Genomic DNA, 20,258 nt, shown 5'->3' with positions numbered 1-20,258 from the left:
GCACGGATTAAAAAACCGCTCCCCGCCGGCTGGCGGGTGAGCGGCTTATTCTTCATCTACCCTGCACAAACACGAAATACGCAACAAAAATCAGGAACAGGCCGTACATGATCGGATGGATCTCCTTGCGTCGGCCCGCCAGGATCATCGTGATCGGATAGAAGATGAACCCGACAGCGATCCCCGTTGCAATCGAGTAGCCGAGCGGCATCATGATGACCGTGAGAAACGCCGGGACGGCGATCTCAAACCGGTTCCACTCGATATGGCCGAGGGCCGACACCATCAGCACACCTACGATGATGAGTGCGGGTGCCGTGACGGCTGATGTGATGACCGACAAAAGCGGATAGAACAGAAGGGAGACCAGGAACAGCACTCCGGTGACAACTGCCGCGAAACCGGTTCGGGCACCCGCCGCAACCCCTGCGGTCGACTCGACATAGGAAGTCGTCGTCGATGTACCGAAGATTGCGCCGGTAACTGTGGCGAGGGAGTCCGCGAGCAGTGCCTTGCCGGCACGAGGCAGCTTGTCGCCCTTCATGAGCCCTGCTTTTTGCGCGACGGCGATCAGAGTTCCCGCCGTATCGAAGAAGTCGACGAACAGGAACGTCAGGACGACCACGAGGAACTGGATCGTCATGAGCGAAGCCGGATCGTTCATAAGCGGCTGGAACGCGGCACCGAATGTCGGGCTCACGTCAGGAATGGCGCCGATCACACCATCAGGGATCGGGACAACCTTGAAAATCATGCCGACAACCGCAGTGATCAGCATTCCGAAGAAGATGGCGCCCTTCACATTCAGCACCATGAGGCCGACTGTCAGGACCAGGCCAAAGATGGCGAGCAGCGTCGCCGGCTGCGACAGGTCACCGATACCGGTGAGCGTGGCGTCATTGTTCGCGATGATGCCGGCATTCTGGAAACCGAGGAAGGCGATGAACAGCCCGATCCCGGCACCGACCGCGAACTTCAGCTGAGACGGAATGGCGTTGATGATCTTTTCACGGAGTCCCGACAGTGACAGGACAATGAAAATGACCCCTGAGAACAGGACGCCTGTGAGCGCCGTCTGCCAAGGAATGCCGTACGTGAGAATGACCGTATAGGCGAAGAACGCGTTCAGCCCCATCCCCGGTGCAAGGCCGATCGGATATTTGGCGATCAGCCCCATGAAAAGAGAACCGATGGCCGCAGCGAGCGCGGTTGCGACAAATACGGCGCCGGCATCCATCCGCATGTCGGCCGGCAGATCCGGTACGGATTCGAGCGACAGCGTGAGCGGGTTGACGACGAGGATATAGGCCATGGACAGGAACGTCGTCAGGCCGCCGATGATCTCGCGGCGATAGTTCGTGCCGAGCTCATCGAAGTTGAAATATTTTCTCATGAGTGCCTCCTATTTTGACCGCCTTACCGAAAACAGGAAAAGGGCATGCAACAATCTGTCGCATGCCCTACCGGAAAGGGGACGCGCCAAATGCAGAAAATGCAAATAAGCACGTCCCCGATCGTAGTCGAGCCATTTACGGCGGCTCGGTAGAAACTTCCGGACCCTATCTCCGGTATTATACGACGGGTAAAATGATGTTTGATGATAAGAAGAGTATAGCGGAATAATGATAGAAGCGCAAGATAAAAACGAACATTACCCATTATTAACAGGGTAATGTTCGTTTTTGGATTATTCCTTATAGACGGACTAAGCGCCCTAGGCTTTTGTTCCGACCAGTTGCGCGGGCCAGCCCCTCGGGGTCATAAGTCTGCCGGCTTCGCGAGGCAGGCCTCGCTGCACCGTCTGTCTTATGCCTGTCGGGGCTGATCGGCCGGCTCCGCTTTTGTTCCGTCCAGCTGCGGGCGGCAGAGGCTCGGGATCACAAGCCGTTCTTCTCTGCAAGGCAGGCCTCGCGACGAAGACCGTCTTGTGCCTGTCGCCTCTAACAGCCGCCCTCCGCTTTTGTTCCGTCCAGCTGCGCGGGCCAGCCCCTCGGGGTCATAAGTCTGCCGGCTTCGCGAGGCAGGCCTCGCTACACCGTCTGTCTTATGCCTGTCGGGGCTGATCGGCCCGCTCCGCTTTTGTTACTCCCATTCAATCGTTGCAGGTGGCTTGCTTGTGACGTCGTAGAGGACGCGGTTGATGTGGTCCACTTCGTTCACGAGGCGCGTGCTGATCTTTTCGAGCACGTCCCAAGGGATGCGCGCCCAGTCGGACGTCATGCCGTCGATCGATGTGACGGCGCGGATGCCGATTGCGTAGTCATAAGTGCGCTCGTCGCCCATGACGCCGACGCTGCGGATGTCCGGGAGCACGGTGAAGTACTGCCAGATGTCACGCTCAAGGCCCGCTTTCGCAATCTCCTCGCGGAGGATGGCGTCGGATTCGCGGACGATTTCAAGTTTTTCTTCGGTCACTTCACCGAGGACACGGATGCCGAGGCCCGGTCCCGGGAACGGCTGGCGCCAGACGATTTCATCCGGAAGGCCGAGTTCCGAACCGAGGGCCCGAACTTCATCCTTGAAGAGCGTGTTCAGCGGTTCAATCAGCTTGAACGTCATGTCTTCCGGCAGGCCGCCGACGTTGTGGTGCGACTTGATCGTCTGGGCGGTCGCTGTGCCGGATTCAATGATGTCCGTGTAGAGCGTGCCCTGCGCCAGGAAGTCCATATCCTTCAGCTTGGCCGCTTCCTCGTCAAACACATAGATGAATTCGTTGCCGATGATCTTCCGCTTTTTCTCAGGATCCGAAACGCCGGCCAGCTTCGAAAGGAAGCGTTCCTGCGCATCGATCTTGATCACTTTCATATCAAACTTGCCGACGAACGTCTCCATGACGCTGTCTGCCTCTCCTTTGCGCAGCAGGCCGTGGTCCACGAACATGCATGTCAGCTGATCGCCGATTGCGCGGTGGATGAGGGCCGCGACGACTGAGGAGTCCACCCCGCCGCTCAGTGCGCAGAGCACCTGCTTGTCGCCGACTTCCTGGCGGATCTTCTCGATCTCCAGTTCGATGAAGTTGCCGATCGTCCAGCCGCCTTCCGCCTTGCAGATGCCGAAGACGAAGTGGCGGAGCAGGTCATTGCCGTTGACGGAATGGCGGACTTCCGGGTGGTACTGGACTGCATACATGCCGAGGGACGGGTTCTCCATCGCAGCGATCGCACAGCTCGGGCTGGTCGCGACGGTCGTGAAGCCTTCAGGAACTGCCGTGACATGGTCTCCGTGGCTCATCCAGACCACCTGGTCCGATGGCTGGCCTTCAAACAGGCCGGCGCCTTCCTTGACGTTCATTTCCGCTTTGCCGTATTCGCGGCGGGATGACCTCTCGACCTTGCCGCCGAAGTGATGGGCCATCAGCTGCATGCCGTAGCAGATGCCGAGCACCGGGATGCCCAGGTCGAAGATGGCCGGGTCGACGGTAAAGGCCGTCTCGCCGTATACCGAGTTCGGTCCTCCGGAGAAGATGATGCCGGCAGCATTCATGCCTTTGATGTCTTCTGCGGTGACGGTGTGCGGGTGAAGCTCGGAGTAAACACCGAACTCACGGATGCGGCGGGTGATGAGCTGGTTGTACTGGCTGCCGAAATCGAGGACGACGATCTTTTCCTGTTCCAGCAAGAGGGATTCTGCAGACACGTATATTCCACCTTTTCCTGTCGGACCGGGTCAAAATAAAAACGCGCAGAAAAAGCTTCCGCGCGTTCTCATCTCCATCCAAAAAGCGGATGCCCCGTGCACGCACGTATAGCATCCGCCTTCATAGACAGGCCATTTACGGCGGCCTGGTAGAGACATCCGGACCATATTTCCGGACTTATATGAGGGCGACCCGGTCTATCCGATTTGTAGTCAGTTTACCCCTTGACGCCCCGAAAATCAACCGATGGTCCTGTTGATTAAATTTTCCCAACTTTCCCGAACCGCCTGCTCTTCCCGGATGCCATCCCTTCCGCCATAGAGGACCGACTCATACGCCTCGGTGAGCCGTCTCATGTCGGTTCCGCCAAAGTGTGCATCCACTTCGCGCGCATAGGCGGACAGTGTCTTGCCGTCCTCTTTCGGAAGGCCGTAGCGCCGCAGTCTTCCGAGCAGCCGGGCATATGCCCGCTCAAAGCCTTCCCGGTCGAGCGTCCGCTTCCGGAACCGTGCCACCATCACCCTCGGCAGCCACTTGTCCCGCAGAAGAAAAGCGAGAAGTGCAGCAGCCGCAAGCACGCCGAGCCCAATGTAGATAGCCCGGCTGTTTTCAGCGATCCGGTCCCCAAGGGATTTCCAGAAGCTGTCTCCTTTTGCCGCGGCCGGTGCTTCTTCCTCTTCGGCCTCCTCAGGTTTTGCCGACTCCTCCATCTCCTGCGTTTCCTGTTCGGTCATTTCATCCAGGTCGAGGTCGTAGTCGACGCCGCCTGCCCCGTCAAAGCCGATTGTCGGCTCGAACGGCATCCATCCGACGCCCGGCATGTACGCTTCCACCCATGAGTGGGCGTTGTTGTTCGTTACTTCAAACTGTCGGCCGGCATCGCTGCGGCCGATTTCCTCGCCTTCGTTGAAGCCCTTGACCCAGCGTGCCGGCACGCCTGCAGAGCGGAGAAGGACGACCATCGAAGTCGAGAAGTGGTCACAGTAGCCGCGCTTCGACTCAAACAGGAAATGGTCGGTGAAATCTTCTCCGGTTCCCGGGGAAGCGACATTGGCCTGATCGTAGACGAAGCCGTTCTGCCTGAAGTACTGCTCGACCGCCCGCGCCTTTCCGTAGAGCGTTTCTTCCCTGCCCGTGATTTCAAGGGCCAGGTCATGGACACGCTGCGGCAGGCCGTCCGGCAGCTGCAGATACTGGCCGAACTCCCCTTGGGGCAGCGTGTCCGGCGTCGTGTTCCGGAGGGCGGTCAGGCTGTATGCCGGCTCATCATAGGTGACGCTGTACGCGTCCAGCACGGCAGGCGCATTGTTGACAAATGGGATGACCTTCCCTGTTCCGGACTCCTGGAGGAACTCGGTCCCCTCAGGTCCTGCCGGTGTGCTCGCGCCGTACGGCCGGACGATGAATTCAAAGTCCAGCTGCACCGAAAGGGTTGCCGTATCCTCGCCCCGGGTCGTCCCGGCAAGCAGCGGCTCGTCGATCGGCCGCCCTTCTCCGACCGGAAGCAGCTCCTGCTCCTCCGAAGAATGGATCCAGCCGCGCGATGTGTAGGTGTCTTTCGTCTCGACTTTCCAGTACTGGCCCCGCTCCGCCGTCGCCTCGAAGACGACCGTGTTATCGCCGATAAACGGACCGCCGAGCATCGAGTCATCTTCGCCGTAGCCGATCTTTCCGGCATCGCGCCCGAGGCCGTCGCCCGCCCCTTCGGCGAACGATTTAATGAACGGCACCGGGTCCGGCCAGGCAGGATCGGATTTCGGCAGGAACTGGCTCACCGCGCCCGCCGCCGTGACCAGCACAAGCAGCGGGATCGTCATCAGCAGGAACGCCGGCAGGCCCGGCCGCTTCCTCTGACCATCCGCCAGCTTGGCAAGGAACGTGAACCCGAGCAGCAGGAATCCGACCACGAGGATGCGGATGATCGCTTCGTCAGCGCTGTACGGACTGAATGTGTCCAGCACCGTGATGAAGATGACCGTCATCCCGTAGAAAATCAGGACGGACATCTTCAGATTGATCCAATACTGGATCAGGTAGGACGCCATCCAGAGAAGCGCGAGGAACAGCACCGTCCGGAACGGGTCGGTGATCCTGCCGAGCTCGCCCGTAACGAGTAGCCCGGCATTTTGGAGTAGGTCGCCCAGGACAAACGACACCGACGAAACAGGCGCCGCCGTCCCGTCCATATGGGCATGGGCGACGAACCAGACGGCATAAATCAGCTTTACCGGCCCGGAGAGCCACCAGGGCGCCCCGAACAGCGGAAACACGAAGCAAAGGCCGACGAAGATGACAAAGAGCGCGAGATGGCCAGTCCCGGTCAGTTCGGTGATCGGCAGAAGCCACTCCCTGACCAGAAGGACCACCAGAACATAGATCAGTCCAAGAAACATCCGGTCGACCGCTTTCTGGCTCATCTGCGCACACCTCCCCTTTCCGGATCTCCGAAGTCCCGTTCCGTGACAAACCGGACATCAAATCCGGCGGCAATGGCAGCACGCGCGGCTTCCAGTGCAGCGCGGCCCGGATGCTCGCCTTTCCCGAGGACGGAGAAAAGGATGCCGCCCGATGCCTGCCGGGCTTCCCGGAGAAACGCAGTCACCCACGTCTCCGTGAGCGGGCCCGTGATGACTGTCATCGTCCGTGCTGCGGCAAGCGAACGGCTGCCTGCCGGCGGAAGGTGTCCGCCGTCAGATGGCGCGAACCGTGCCAGATGCAGCATCGCCGCCCTCAGGCTGTCCGGCCCTTCCACACGGGGGATCGCCGCGCCCGACTCGCCGAGGCTCAGGAAGCCAGCGGCCGCACGCGTTTCCACCGACTTTTTCAGGATGGATGCCGCAAAGCCGACCTGCTCTTCGAACTGCGGAGACGGTGAGCCGTCCAATACGAGCAGGAGGTCCTGCGCCTTCCGGTCCTCGAGCTCTTTTGAATGGAGCTCCCCCGTCCTTGCGAACGCCGGCCAGTGGATCCGTGACAGCCGGTCTCCCGGCTGGTAATCGCGGATTCCCGTGGCGACTGACGATTCCTTCACAGAAGCGAATGAAGCCGCCGCGCTGCCCCGTTCTTCGGATGCTTCGGACGGCACCTCCCGCATGTCGGTCAGCTTCGGCAGGACGGTGATGGTCTGGCGGAGCGGGATAAAGCGGCGCTTGCGCATCCACCCGAAAAAGTCCGCCGCTTCAATCTCGATCCCTTCCAGCACATGCTCGCCTCGCTTTAGCGGATCGGTTTCATACGCCCATTCCCTCCGCCTGCGGAACCCCCAGATAAACAGTGTCGACGGCATCGGAATCTGTGTGGCGTTTCCGGCGGCCTCTTTCACGGAGATGTAGAGAAGCGGGAACATGAACCGCCGCCCGAGGCGGACCGTCGACCTGAGGGGACTGCCGTACGGAATCTCCCTCCGTCCCACTTCCCGCTCCGCGGTAACAGCGCGCAGCGGATAGAGGTACAGGAAGATCCCGTACAGGCCGAACGGCAGCACCATATAAAACACCGTCCAGCTGACGGCGCCACCCTGGAACTGGGCATAGGCAAATGCTCCGGCCAGGACAGCAACGATTCCGATGAGGCGGAGCAGCGGGCCCGCCTTGCGGAGAAACAGCTTCATCGCGTGCCGGCTCTCCGGACCGGGACCTTCGTTCTCGTGACAATGCGATCGACCAGCTCTTCTGCATCGATCCCTTCATAGCGCACTTCCGGCTGAAGGATCATCCTGTGGCTGAACACATATGGCGCAAGGTGCTGGACATCATCCGGCAATACATAATCGCGGCCTTTCAGGAAAGCGAGCGCACGAGCCGCACGCATGAGCGCGATCGATCCCCGGGGGCTCACGCCGAGCCGGATGTCCGGGCTTTTCCGGGTGCTTTCGGCAAGGTCGACGATATAGCCCTTCACCGTGTCCCCCACCGACACTTCGGCTGCCCGGATGCGGATGTCCCGCAGTTCATCAAGTGTAATGACCGGCTCGATCCGGTCGATCGGGGGCTGATTTTCCGCGCGGCGCAGCACTTCCACTTCGTCCTCCCGGCCGGGGTATCCCATCTTTACTTTCAGGAGGAACCGGTCAAGCTGTGCCTCCGGAAGCGGGTATGTGCCTTCATGTTCAATCGGGTTCTGCGTGGCCATGACAAAAAACGGGTCCGGGAGCGCCAGCGTACGGCCGTCGACCGTCACGGAAGCTTCTTCCATCCCTTCCAGAAGGGCAGACTGCGTTTTTGGAGACGTCCGGTTAATCTCATCGGCGAGCACAATGTTCCCCATGATCGGGCCCGGACGGAACTGGAACTCCATCTCCTTCGGATGATAGATCGAGACTCCGATCACATCGGACGGCAGCAGGTCCGGAGTAAACTGGATCCGCTTGAAATCCGCCCCGACGGACCTTGCCAGCGCCCGCACCATCATCGTTTTCCCGACGCCCGGGACGTCTTCGAGCAGCACGTGTCCCCCTGCCAAAAGGGCGACTACGCTCAGCTCAGCCACCTCACGTTTTCCGATCATCACTTCTTCGATATTTTCAATGACTTTAAGCAGTTTTCGGTGTTCCTCCACTATCGGGTTCCCCCTGTCTCTATCCGGTTTCCCGGCCGGTCTGCTGGAAATTTTATAGTCTGTTTTCAGTTTAGTGGAAGGCAGGTCATGGGTCAATCTGAGGAGGTTCCAAAGGCGGATGTGACCGCTGGTGAGTTGGGAGAACTTCGGGGGTGAAACAGAGCTGCTGATGGGAGGTTGAATAATGAGATTGTCCTGCCGCATGCGAAACCGGCCGGACGAATGACGAGATCGGGAGCCCCAATGACGAAATCAGCACGCCCGGGACGGGTTGCGGCTCACCGGCAAAATAAAAAAACCGCCGGCATCAGGCCGGCGGGTTCCTCCCGATATTCAGTTTCTCCAGAAATCATCAAACACGGTGATCGGCAAGTGGCGCTTGTGGCGCGACTTCATGTAGTAGTCTTCCAGCTTCGCCTGTGCTTCCGGAGAGATCGTTTTGCCTTCCAGGTAATCGTCGATGTCATCATAGGTCAGGCCGAGGGCGACTTCGTCCGGAATGGCCGGGCGGTCCTCCTCGAGATCGGCTGTAGGGACCTTGTTATACAGATGCTCGGGACATCCGAGCTCCTTCAGCATGGCCCGTCCCTGTCGCTTATTCAGGCGGAAAAGCGGCACGATGTCGGCTGCTCCGTCGCCGAACTTCGTATAGAAGCCGGTGATCGCTTCCGCTCCGTGGTCGGTGCCGATCACGACCGCCTTCTCCATTGCAGCGATCGCAAACTGGGCCTTCATCCGCTCGCGTGCCTTTTCGTTCCCCTTCACGTAGTCGGAAAGGGGGACACCCGCTTCAGCCAATGCCGCCGAGCTGGCATCGACAGCCGGCTTGATGTTGATGCGGTACGATTCGGACGGGGAAATGAACGCCATGGCGTCATCGACATCCTTTTCGTCAAACTGCTCTCCGTAAGGCAGGCGGACCGCATGGAATTTGTAGCGGTCCGTGCTTTCCTCATCGTTCAGCTCGTCCACGGCAATCTGGGCAAGCTTGCCTGCGAGCGTCGAGTCCTGCCCGCCGGAAATGCCGAGCACGAAGCCTTCCAGGAACGGATGGGCACGCGCATAGTCCTTCATAAAATCAACCGACACTCGGATCTCTTTCCTCGGATCAATTTCAGGCCTAACTTTCAGTTCTCGGATAATCTCTTCCTGCAGTGTCATGATGCTTCTTCCTCCTTTATCTCAGGCAGGGGTCAGCCTTCCGCTCCGTTTGTCTGGAATTCGCGGATGCGATCCTGGACCTCGTGGATGTTCCGCATCTTGTTGTCCCAGCACTTCTGGCTGAGGTCGACCGGGTATTCCTCCGGGTTGAGCGATCGCTTGTACTCATCCCAAAGCAGTCCGAGCTGCTCTTTGGCGAAGGCGGCGATTTCCGGAAGCTGCGGGAACTCATAGATGATCTCCCCTTCACGGACAACCTGCCGGTGAAGGTTCACCGCTTCGAAGTTGGTCACGAACTTGGAGATGAACGTGTGGACCGGGTGGAACATCTTGATGCGCTCTTCCTCTTCCGGCTGCTCGTCCCACATCGTGATGTAGTCGCCTTCCGCCCTGCCGTTTTCCCGGTCGATGATCCGGTACACTTTCTTGATCCCCGGCGTCGTCACTTTTTCGGCGGTCGAGGAGATTTTGATGCGGTCTTCCATCACGCCTTCGCCGTTTTCGATCGCGACGAGCTTGTAAACCGCGCCGAGGGCAGGCTGGTCGTATGCGGTGATCAACTTCGTGCCGATCCCCCACTGGTCGACCTTTGCCCCCTGCATCTGCAGGTTCATGATCGTGTACTCGTCGAGGTCATTCGAGACGATGATTTTCGCATCCGGGAAGCCGGCCTCATCCAGCATGCGTCGGGATTCCTTCGACAGGTAGGCGATATCGCCGCTGTCCAGGCGGATGCCGATAAAGTTGATCTTGTCGCCGAGCTCCCTGGCCACACGGATGGCTGTCGGCACGCCGATCTTGAGCGTATCGTACGTATCGACGAGGAATACACAGTCCCTGTGCCGGCGCGCATACGCATGGAATGCCTCATACTCGCTCTCGTATGCCTGCACCATCGAGTGGGCATGCGTCCCGGCGACAGGAATGCCGAACAGCTTGCCTGCCCGCACATTGCTTGTCGCCTCGACCCCGCCGATCACGGCGGCCCGTGCGCCCCAGACGGCGGCGTCCATCTCCTGTGCCCGGCGTGAGCCGAACTCCATGACGACATCATCTTTCACGACCTGCTTGATCCGGCTTGCTTTTGTTGCGATCAGCGTCTGGTAGTTCACGATATTGAGAAGCGCGGTCTCGATCAGCTGTGCCTGGATGAGCGGCGCCTCGACCCGAATAATCGGCTCGTTGCCGAAGACGAGCTCCCCCTCGACCATCGAGTACACGTCCCCGGTGAACCGCAGGTCAGCCAGATACGACAGGAAATCATCCCGGTACCCCGCTTCGTCCCGAAGATAAGCCAGGTCACTCTCCGTGAAGCGGAACCCCTTCAAGTATTCCAATACCCGTTCCAGCCCGGCAAACACCGCATACCCGTTGCCGAACGGCAGCTTGCGGAAATACAGATCGAACACCGCGCGCCGCTCGTGGATGCCGTCCGCCCAGTACGCCTCTGCCATGTTGACCTGATACAGGTCGGTATGGAGCATCAGACTGTCGTCTGCGTATTTTGTCGACACAAGAATCCCTTCTTCCACGTTCAGAATTTACACTAACTATACATTAACATGAATATACCCTGCCACCACCCGGCGCAATCAGGGCCGGCCGGCGGCGGATGCAGGCTCTCTATGCAAGATTGTGTCGGATCTTAAATCAGGAAAAGGGCCCCCTGTCGGGAAGGCCCTCAGACTGTAGACAAAACGTACCCAGAAGAAATCTTTCTGGGTACGTTTTGTCATTCATGTAGATTTTTCGAGTGTTTTGCCCCTTAAATTCCCTTGGATTGACCGGCCGTCAGGCCGGTTCCGGTGACTCCCAGGTCCAGCAGGCCAATCTCTTCAGATTCAAGGAAACAAAAGTAAGCATCGCCTGCATTGGTTCCATTCGATTTTGACAGCATATCCATCACCCGTTTTGTAGTCTGTTAACTCGATTATAGTAACAGGTACCGTTTGCCTCAATAAGCCTTATGGCGGATTGAAGCGGAGGGCCCGAGACACCTGCGGGAAAAGCGTTAGCCGAAGACCCCGCAGAGCGCAGCTCGAGGAGTGCAGCTAATGCCGCTCAACGCTTTCGCTTTTGAGCGCAGACGCCAAACTTCGCATTGGCGTCGGCAACGCCCGCGGTAAGCGAGGGCCCGTAGCGGAAATCCGAAGGATTTTCAGGAATAGAAAAAACTGCAGACAAAGGAGTATTCCACTCACTTTGTCTACAGTCTGAGGGGCCCCCCTGTCGGGAAGGCCCTTCGTTTTTTTGCGGTCAGAAATGCGTTTCGTCTTGAATCTATCAGTGCTCTTTAATGTTTCGCCTCTCACATAGAAAAGCCGCTCGGTATCAATCGCCGTGCGGCCCGCGAGGAATGGGGTTATTTGCCGCCCTTGTCCTGCCTGGTGCTTTGTTCTGCCTGTTCGACCTGACCCTCAGGGCTCTGGTCGGGCTCAAAATCGGGCATCTGCTTGTCCGGCATGCCGGTGAAGTCGTTTTTCCCGTCCGGGCCGAGCGCCTGCTTCTCTGCCTCGCCGGTACGTTTTTTCTTGTCGTCTCCACTCATGGGGATTGCTCCTTCCGTTTGATCTCTCAATTGGAGTTTACCCGCAAGTGCACACAGGCAATCAAGGGCGCGATGCCCATCAAAAAAGCCCACCCGGCAATGCCGGATGGGCGGTACGGTCAGTTGGCAGCTGCAGCTGCTTTTTCCTTCTCGTAGAACTTGATGAAGTTGTCGACAACCAGATCGAGGAACGCGACAGTCGCTTCGTCGGTGATGTTGCCCGCTTCATCCAGTTTTTCGTGGACGGAACCGATGTACACTTCGTTTTGCGGCAGGATCGCCGGGGCAAGGTTCGGGTTCGACAGGATTTCACGCAGGTGCTGTTGGGCACGGACAGAGCCGAGCGCGCCCATCGATGCACCGATGATGAAAGTCGGCTTGTTGTTCAGAACGAGATCGACGCGGCTCATCCAGTCGATGGCGTTCTTTAGCTGGCCCGGGATGGAGAAGTTGTACTCCGGAACGGCAAAGAGGACCGCGTCCGAATCTGCCACTTCTTTCTTGAAGTCGAGAACGTCTTCCGACGGATTGTTTTCAGCATCTGTCGAATACGGCTCGAGGGCATTGATGAAGACCGGCATAATCTCCAGACGGTCAGCATATCGTTGACGCATGAACTCAACGACTTTCAGGTTATAGGAAGTGGAGCTGGTGCTCCCGATGACTGCTTTGACTTTGATGGTCATGGATAAAACACTCCTTCAGATGATCTGTATTTCCGGTTGTATGGTTCCGGCTTATCCTCAGTTATCTTACATGATTCGACATGTTTCATCCCTCTTCTTGCTCACCGGCACACTGGAAATACTTGCAATCTTCTTTTTAAAAATAGGGATTGCCGTCTTCCTGAAACAGTGTTACAGTGAATGTAATCATTTTTCAAACAATTGAATCAGAAATTCTTATCCAGAGAGACGGAGGGACTGGCCCTGTGATGTCTCAGCAACCTGCCATCGGCAAAGGTGCTACTTCCAGCGGATCCTGAAAAGGTTCCGGAAGATAAGAAGACCATCTGTGCATCCACAGAGCCCTCTTCTTATTTTGGAGGGCTCTTTTCTCATTCCCTCCCATCTTATCAACGAAAGGGTGCCTGCCTCATGACTACCAGAAAGACTGCCACTCTCCTGGCACAGTTGGGTAACAGGACGGATCCCAGGACAGGCGCAGTGAATCCGCCGATCTATCTGTCCACCGCCTACGGTCATCCCGGGCTCGGACAATCGACCGGCTTTGACTACTCCCGCACAAAGAATCCGACCCGCTCTCTTCTCGAAGAAGGATTTGCGGAACTGGAAGAGGGCGACGCGGCATTTGCCTGCAGCTCCGGGATGGCGGCTATCGGGCTCGTACTGTCCCTCTTCCGCCCGGGCGATGGCATCCTCGCGCCGGAAGACCTGTACGGCGGGACGTATCGGCTGCTTGAACATTACCGGAAGCAGTACGGCATCCCTGTCGACTACCGGACGTTCAGCAATCCCGATGAAGTCGAACAGGCCATCACGGGGACGACAAAAGCCCTCTTCATCGAATCTCCGACAAACCCGCTGATGCAGGAAATCAACATCGAAGCGTATGCCACAATCGCGAAAAAGCACGGCCTCCTGCTGATTGTGGACAACACGTTTTACACGCCGATCCTCCAAAAGCCGATTGCGCTTGGCGCAGACATTGTGATCCACAGCGCGACCAAGTACATCGGCGGCCACAATGATGTGCTGGCCGGGCTCGTCGTCGCAAAAGGAGAAACGCTTTGCGAACAGCTGGCTGCACACCACAACGCGGAAGGAGCGGTTCTCTCCCCGTTCGACTCGTGGCTTGTGATCCGGGGGCTGAAGACACTTCCGCTCCGCATGAAGCAGCATGAAGCCAATGCCCGTGAGATCGCCGCCTATCTGGAGACGGAGCCGGCAGTGTCACAGGTTCTCTATCCCGGACGCGGAGGGATGCTTTCTTTCCGGACGGCAGACCCGGGCATAGTCGCTCCGCTTCTTGAAGCACTGCACCTGATCCTGTTTGCGGAAAGCCTCGGGGGCGTCGAAAGTTTTATCACGTATCCTTCCACACAGACCCACGCGGATATCCCGCTCGAAGAACGCACACGACGCGGCATCGACCAATCGCTCCTCCGGCTGTCCGTCGGCATCGAGGATGCAGAAGACATCATCGAAGACCTGAAACAGGCATTCCGGATCGCCCTGGCAAAAGCCGGACAGCCATCTGTTTAAATCAAAACTAACTCAAACGAAAAGAGGAATCCCGATGACCGCCAATCTACCGGAAACAAAACAAGTCCGCACTCCGTTCAAGGCCGACCATGTCGGCAGCTTCCTCCGTCCCGAACGCCTGAAAAAAGCACGTGAGCAGTTCAAGGACGGCTCGATCCCGCGTGAGGAACTGACCCGTGTCGAAGATGATGAAATTGCAAAGCTTGTCAGCGCACAGATTGAAAACGGCCTGACCGCCGTCACGGACGGAGAATTCCGCCGTACCTGGTGGCATATGGACTTCCTCCTCGGCCTGGACGGTATCGAGTATACTGAAACCGGCGAGGGCATCCCGTTCAATGGCGTCAAAACAAAGGCGCACGGCTATAAAGTGACCGGCAGGATCGGCTACTCGGGCCAACACCCGTTTCTGGACCACTTCCGCAAACTACAGGAGATTGCCGGCGACAGCGTAAAAGTGAAGTTCACCATCCCGAGCCCGAACATGCTCTTTTTCCACAGCGGCATCGAGACCGGCCTCTATAAAAATGGCGAAGACTTCTACGAAGACCTCGTCCCGGCTTATCGCGCATTCATCAAAGATCTGTATGATGCCGGATGCCGCTACCTGCAGCTTGACGATACGGCATGGTCGCTGTTCTTCTCAGAAGAAAGCCGTGCGCTTGCACGTGCCTTCGGTTCTGATCCGGACCGGCTTGTCCACAAGTTTGCCGAAGCGATCAACGGCGTCATTGATGGCCGCCCGGATGACCTGCTCGTGACGATGCACATCTGCCGGGGCAATTTCCGTTCCTCCTATGCATCCAGCGGCAGCTATGAGGGTGCATCCGAAGTCATCTTCAGCAAACTGAATGTCGATGGCCTGTTTCTCGAGTTCGACGACGAGCGCTCCGGAGGTTTTGAGCCCCTCCGCTTCGTCAACCGTCCGGACCTGACGATCGTACTTGGGCTCGTCACTTCAAAGTTCCCTGAGCTCGAAGACGAAGAACAGATCAAGGCGAGGATCCGCGAGGCTGCCACTTATGTGCCGCTCAGCCAGCTCGCCCTCAGTCCGCAATGCGGGTTCGCCTCGACCGAGGAAGGAAACATCCTCACCGAGGAGGAGCAATGGGCGAAAGTCCGGCATGTGGCCAAGATTGCAGAAGACGTCTGGGGACCCAAGGCATGACCCCTCCCCCCGAAACTACCACCGAAGAGAAAGAAGGACTCATCATGACGACATCCATCAACGAACAGAAAAAAATCCGCGCCCCATTCCGTGCTGATCACGTCGGCAGCTTTCTCCGCCCCGCGGCTCTGAAGGAAGCCCGCGCAAAGTTTCAGCAAGGAACCATCACCCGCGATGAACTGACCCGACTCGAAGACGAAGAGATCCGCCGCCTCGTCGAAGCCCAGAAAGCGAACGGCATCCTCGGCGTCACGGACGGCGAATTCCGCCGGAGCTGGTGGCACCTGGACTTTCTCGCCGGACTCGACGGCATTGAATTCCGCGAGGTCGAAAACGGCACGCGCAAGTTCACGGGCGTTGAAGTACGTCCCGTCGGCATCAAAGTAACGGGAAAAATCGGCTACAGCGGCAGCCATCCGTTCATTGACCACTTTAAGAAACTGAAGGAAATTGCCGGCGGCGAGACAACCGTGAAGTTCACCATCCCGAGCCCGAACCTTGTTTTTGGCCGTGCGGCACTGGAAACGGATCTTTATGAAAAGAAAGAAGAGGTCTACCGCGACGTCATCCCGGCTTACCATGCGCTGATCCGAGACCTGTATGATGCCGGCTGCAGATATCTGCAGATTGATGACACCGCCTGGACGTCGTTCTTCACGGAAGATGAACGCGACAAGCTCCGCAAAGAGGGTTCCGATCCTGATCAGCTGATTCATCAATTCGCAGAAGCAATCAACGGTTCAATCGCGGACCGTCCGGACGACCTGCTCGTCACGATGCACATCTGCCGCGGCAACTTCCGCTCGACCTTCTTCACAAGCGGCAGCTATGAAGATGCGGGCAAGGTTATCTTCGGAGGCCTTGACGTCGACGGCCTTTTCCTGGAGTTTGACGATGAGCGCTCGGGCGGATTTGAACCGCTCCGATATGTAAACCGACCTGACCTTACCGTTGTCCTCGGCCTGGTCACATCGAAGCATCCGGAACTTGAGGATCCCGAGGCCATCAAGGCCCGAATCCGTGAAGCTGCGGAATATCTTCCCCTTGAACAGCTCGCGCTCAGCCCGCAATGCGGATTTGCTTCGACAGAAGAAGGCAATAACCTGACGGAAGACGAGCAATGGGCGAAGATCCGCCATGTCGTGAAAATCGCGGAAGACATCTGGGGAACAGGCAACTGACACATGAGATCCACCAACCTCCGCCCGCCGGAACACTCCGGTGTGCGGAGGTTTTATTTCACTCATCCCCGACTAGTCCTGTACACTTTAAGTAATATCAGTATTCAGCAGGAGGGCGAACGATGGAGTTATTCATCAGGACAGAACAGCAAAGAGAATGGGTCGGCAGGCTGACCGAGCTCGGCAGGGAGTTTGCCGAGGATGCGCAGGTACGTGATGAAGCAGGAGCGTACCCTTCCGCACAGATCCAACAGCTTGCAGCGTCCGGCTATACGGCGCTTGCCGTGCCTGAGGATTTCGGAGGCGCCGGGGCAGGCGTTCATGACATGGTCCTTTATCAGGAAACAATCGCCCGCTTCGACGAGAATCTCGCCCTTTCGGTCGGATGGAACCTCGGCGTGCCGGGCGGCATTTTCGAGCAGCGGAGCTGGAGCTCAGAGATGCTGGAGTTTTTCGCAAAGGAACTGAAGGGTGGCGCACTCGTCAACCGGGCAGTGAGTGAGGCGGCGACCGGAAGCCCTTCCCGGGGAGGAAAGCCGGGCACGGTGGCCGTGCGCGACGGGAATTCCTATGTGATCTGCGGCAGGAAGTCGTTCACGACCGGTTCCCCCTCCCTCACCTACTTCCTCACTTCCGCCTGGGTGGAAGACAAGGGACGGGTCGGGTTTTTCCTGCTTCACCGGGATCTGGATGGCCTGTCGATCGACGAGACTTGGGACGTCGTCTCCATGCGCGGCACCGGCAGCCACGACCTCGTGCTCGAACAGGTCCGGGTGGACGAAGGCGCACTCGTGGAACTGCCCTTCCGGAAACCGGGCGGGCCTGCTTTTGACGGCTGGCTGTTGCATATGCCGGCGGCCTACCTCGGCATCGCCCAGGCGGCACGGGACTATGCCGTGGACTTTGCCGGAAAGCACGCCCCCAACAGCATCAAAGGCCCGATCAGCCAGCTGCCGAATGTCCGCCAGCTGATCGGCGAGATTGATCTGGAACTGGCGCAGGCGCGTCACGTGCTCTATAGTGTGGCCGACGCTCATGACGATCCGGCACGACGGCCTCATCTCGGCCACGAAGTGCCGGTCGCCAAAACGACCGTCACGAACGCCGCCATCTCCATCGTCGATAAAGCCATGCGGGTCGCGGGCGCGAAAAGCCTGCAGCGGACCAATCCGCTCCAGCGCTATTACCGGAACGTCCGCGCCGGCCTTCACAACCCGCCTGCTGATGATATGGCCGTCCGGGCACTTGCAGACCTGGCACTTGGACAGCTTCAGGATGAACCTTCGGCAAAAAACTGAATGTGTTCCCTCCTCTCATTTAAAGCCCCCCCCACAGGTAATCTTCAATAATTGCCGGGGGTGACACATATCTTTTAATGATGAGGAGGGATTTTCTTATGGATAAGCGTCAAGACGAGAAAAACAGCAAAGACGAGCAATTGAAAGCGTTCCGTGTAGATGACAAGGGCAAGGCACTGACGACGAATCAGGGACTGAAAATGTCGGAAGATGAATTCTCCCTGAAAGCGGGAGTCCGGGGCCCGACAATCATGGAGGATTTTCATTTCCGGGAAAAACTGACGCACTTTGACCACGAACGGATTCCGGAACGGGTGGTACACGCACGCGGTTTTGCCGTGCATGGCGAGTTCCAGCTTTATAAAAATATGAAGAAGTATACCAGTGCAAAATTCCTGCAGGACACTTCGAAAAAGACCCCCGTATTTGTCCGGTTTTCTACGGTAAATGGATCCCGCGGTTCTGCTGACACCGCCCGAGATGCCAGGGGGTTTGCGACTAAATTTTATACGGAGGAAGGCAACTATGACCTGGTTGCCAATAACATCCCTGTTTTCTTCATTCAGGATGCCATCAAATTCCCCGATGTCGTGCATTCCTTTAAACCCGAGCCTGACAATGATATCCCGCAAGCCTCTACAGCCCATGATACGTTTTGGGACTTTGTCGCCAATAACCAGGAATCTGCCCATATGATCATGTGGATCATGTCAGACAGGGCCATTCCGAGGAGCTTCCGGATGATGGAAGGGTTCGGTGTCCATGCATTCCGGTTTGTTAATGATGAGGGAAAAGCCCATTTTGTGAAATTCCATTGGAAACCTGTACTGGGAACCCACTCCCTCGTGTGGGATGAAGCCCACAAACTGATGGGCATCGATCCTGACTTTCACCGCAATGACATCTGGAATGCGGTCGAACAAGGGTTTTATCCGGAATACGAACTGGGCGTTCAGATTCTTGCCGAAGAGGACGAATTCAGTCTCGGGTTCGACATCCTGGATTCGACCAAGATCTGGCCGGAAGAAGACATTCCGGTCAACATCATCGGAAAAATGACCCTGAACCGGAATGTGGACAATTTCTTTGCCGAGACGGAACAGGTTGCGTTCCATGTGGGCAATGTCGTGCCGGGAATCGACTTCACCAATGACCCGCTGCTGCAGGGACGACTATTTTCTTATACGGATACTCAACTGATCCGTCTTGGCGGGCCGAATTTCCATGAGATTCCGATCAACCGGCCGGTCGTGCAGTTCCATAACAACCAGCGGGAAGGCTACCACCGCCAGACCATCAATCTCGGGAAAGTGAGCTATCACCGGAACTCCCTGGCCGGCAATACCCCTGCGCCTGTTCCGCCGGAAAAAGGCGGCTATGCAACCTATCAGGAAAAAGTGGAAGGCCGCAAAGTCCGGGCACGCAGCGAGAGCTTCGAAGATCACTTTTCTCAGGCCACGCTTTTCTGGAACAGCATGACCAACCATGAAAAAGCACATATCATCGAGGCGTTCAGCTTCGAGCTGGGGAAAGTGAAAAGCCAGTCGGTCAGACAGCAGGTGGTCGATATGTTCGCCAATGTAAGTGTGGAGCTGGCGACCGCCTTTGCAGTGAATATCGGGGCAGCCCCTCCTGAAGAGGGCGGTTCGGGCGTCACCAAATCTTCCCCGGCCCTCAGCCAGGAAAACACGCCAAAATCGGCGGAAACACGCAGAGTCGCTGTGATCCTGACGGACGGATTCAACGGCCCGGAAGTGAATGATGTGCTGGAAAAGCTGATGACATCAGGGGTAGTGCCGGAAATCATCAGCGAGAGGATCGGGACCGTGAGGGGCACAGACGGTGTGCAGCTAAAGGCGCAGCACACCTTCCTGACGGCAAAGTCGGTGATGTTTGACGCGGTGTACATGATCAGGGGAAGCCGCCAGAATAAAAAGTTCAACAAAGATGCCGCCTACTTTATCGACGAGGCCTTTTCACACTATAAGCCGATTGGCGCGACCGGCGAAGGGATCAGTTGGCTGAAAGTCAATCACTTGGAAGGAAAACCCGGAGTCATCTCCGGAACGGACATCGGCGCATTCACGGAAGAATTTGTGAAGGCCATCGCTGCCCACCGTTTCTGGGAGAGAGTTCTGGTCTGATAGAAAAGGGCACCCCGTCCGCAGGATTGAACTGAACCCCGAACTACGGACACTTTAAAAAAGTCCCGGTTCGGGGTTTTTGCGTGGTCAAAAACTCCGCTATACTGAACACAAAGTTGAACGGAGGAGATTTTGATGAGCCGCCAACCGATTAATGAATCCATTCGCCGACTTCTCGAGGACAATCCTAACGTCCTTCATGTGACGGATAAGACTATACAATACGCGCCTGAATTCAAATTGAATGCCGTGAAGGCCTATCAGGAAGGTAAGACGCCATATGAAATCTTCCTGGAGGCAGGGTTGGATCCCAAGCAGATCGGGCCGGATATACCGAAA

General features: G+C 57.4%; 15 protein-coding genes and 3 riboswitches. Of the genes, 6 read left to right on the top strand and 9 right to left on the bottom strand.

All coding sequences use genetic code 11. From position 1 onward, the window contains the following. Positions 1 to 52: 52 nt before the first annotated feature. The 9 genes from C772_RS10935 to C772_RS10895 form a co-directional block, all read right to left on the bottom strand. Positions 53 to 1,393 carry an NCS2 family permease gene (locus C772_RS10935; RefSeq protein ID WP_008299988.1) on the bottom strand — a complete coding sequence of 447 codons (1,341 nt, stop codon included), beginning with the start codon at positions 1,391 to 1,393 and terminating at the stop codon, positions 53 to 55. Between the two features lie 104 nt (positions 1,394 to 1,497). After that, positions 1,498 to 1,599, bottom strand: a riboswitch (purine riboswitch). Positions 1,600 to 2,082: 483 nt separating this feature from the next. Beyond that, positions 2,083 to 3,636 (bottom strand): glutamine-hydrolyzing GMP synthase, encoded by a 1,554-nt coding sequence (guaA, locus tag C772_RS10930; protein WP_008299987.1) that lies wholly within the window; start codon positions 3,634 to 3,636, stop codon positions 2,083 to 2,085. Positions 3,637 to 3,740: 104 nt separating this feature from the next. Beyond that, positions 3,741 to 3,842, bottom strand: a riboswitch (purine riboswitch). Between the two features lie 34 nt (positions 3,843 to 3,876). Further along, a complete protein-coding gene (locus C772_RS10925; protein WP_008299985.1) occupies positions 3,877 to 6,054 on the bottom strand; it encodes a DUF4129 domain-containing transglutaminase family protein in 2,178 nt (725 codons plus the stop codon). Continuing rightward, positions 6,051 to 7,247, bottom strand: a complete 1,197-nt coding sequence (locus C772_RS10920) for a DUF58 domain-containing protein (RefSeq protein WP_008299984.1) — start codon at positions 7,245 to 7,247, stop codon at positions 6,051 to 6,053. The genes C772_RS10925 and C772_RS10920 overlap by 4 nt, the downstream gene beginning before the upstream one ends. Next, a complete protein-coding gene (locus C772_RS10915; RefSeq protein WP_081607175.1) occupies positions 7,244 to 8,143 on the bottom strand; it encodes an AAA family ATPase in 900 nt (299 codons plus the stop codon). Before C772_RS10915 ends, C772_RS10920 begins: the two co-directional genes overlap by 4 nt. A 384-nt stretch (positions 8,144 to 8,527) precedes the next feature. After that, positions 8,528 to 9,355, bottom strand: a complete 828-nt coding sequence (gene nadE / locus C772_RS10910) for an ammonia-dependent NAD(+) synthetase (RefSeq protein ID WP_008299981.1) — start codon at positions 9,353 to 9,355, stop codon at positions 8,528 to 8,530. Between the two features lie 32 nt (positions 9,356 to 9,387). Continuing rightward, entirely contained in the window at positions 9,388 to 10,869 is a 1,482-nt protein-coding gene (locus C772_RS10905) for a nicotinate phosphoribosyltransferase (protein ID WP_008299979.1), read from the bottom strand. 848 nt (positions 10,870 to 11,717) lie between these two features. Next, entirely contained in the window at positions 11,718 to 11,903 is a 186-nt protein-coding gene (locus C772_RS10900) for a hypothetical protein (RefSeq protein ID WP_008299977.1), read from the bottom strand. 119 nt (positions 11,904 to 12,022) lie between these two features. Further along, positions 12,023 to 12,589 (bottom strand): NADPH-dependent FMN reductase, encoded by a 567-nt coding sequence (locus C772_RS10895; protein ID WP_008299975.1) that lies wholly within the window; start codon positions 12,587 to 12,589, stop codon positions 12,023 to 12,025. 213 nt (positions 12,590 to 12,802) lie between these two features. Then, positions 12,803 to 12,909, top strand: a riboswitch (SAM riboswitch). Positions 12,910 to 13,000: 91 nt separating this feature from the next. Between C772_RS10895 and C772_RS10890 the strand changes: the two genes are divergently transcribed. The 6 genes from C772_RS10890 to C772_RS10865 all read left to right on the top strand — a co-directional run. Beyond that, positions 13,001 to 14,128, top strand: coding sequence for a methionine biosynthesis PLP-dependent protein (locus C772_RS10890; RefSeq protein ID WP_008299973.1), 1,128 nt, complete (start codon positions 13,001 to 13,003; stop codon positions 14,126 to 14,128). 34 nt (positions 14,129 to 14,162) lie between these two features. Continuing rightward, positions 14,163 to 15,296: a 5-methyltetrahydropteroyltriglutamate--homocysteine S-methyltransferase gene (locus tag C772_RS10885; RefSeq protein WP_008299972.1), complete on the top strand. Its 1,134-nt coding sequence runs from the start codon at positions 14,163 to 14,165 to the stop codon at positions 15,294 to 15,296. 44 nt (positions 15,297 to 15,340) lie between these two features. Beyond that, on the top strand, positions 15,341 to 16,477 hold the full coding sequence (locus tag C772_RS10880; RefSeq protein ID WP_008299970.1) for a 5-methyltetrahydropteroyltriglutamate--homocysteine S-methyltransferase: 1,137 nt from the start codon (positions 15,341 to 15,343) through the stop codon (positions 16,475 to 16,477). 122 nt (positions 16,478 to 16,599) lie between these two features. After that, complete coding sequence (locus C772_RS10875; RefSeq protein WP_008299969.1) at positions 16,600 to 17,775, top strand: acyl-CoA dehydrogenase family protein; 1,176 nt, start codon at positions 16,600 to 16,602, stop codon at positions 17,773 to 17,775. A 98-nt stretch (positions 17,776 to 17,873) separates the two neighbouring features. After that, complete coding sequence (locus C772_RS10870) at positions 17,874 to 19,919, top strand: catalase (RefSeq protein ID WP_008299966.1); 2,046 nt, start codon at positions 17,874 to 17,876, stop codon at positions 19,917 to 19,919. Positions 19,920 to 20,054: 135 nt separating this feature from the next. Further along, positions 20,055 to 20,258, top strand: a 204-nt coding sequence (locus C772_RS10865; protein WP_035002220.1) for an HTH domain-containing protein, incomplete at its 3' end; no start/stop codon positions are given.

Origin of the sequence: Bhargavaea cecembensis DSE10, assembly GCF_000348905.1 — a bacterium.
Lineage (GTDB): Bacteria > Bacillota > Bacilli > Bacillales_A > Planococcaceae > Bhargavaea > Bhargavaea cecembensis.
This window is presented reverse-complemented; position numbering and strand designations above follow the sequence as displayed.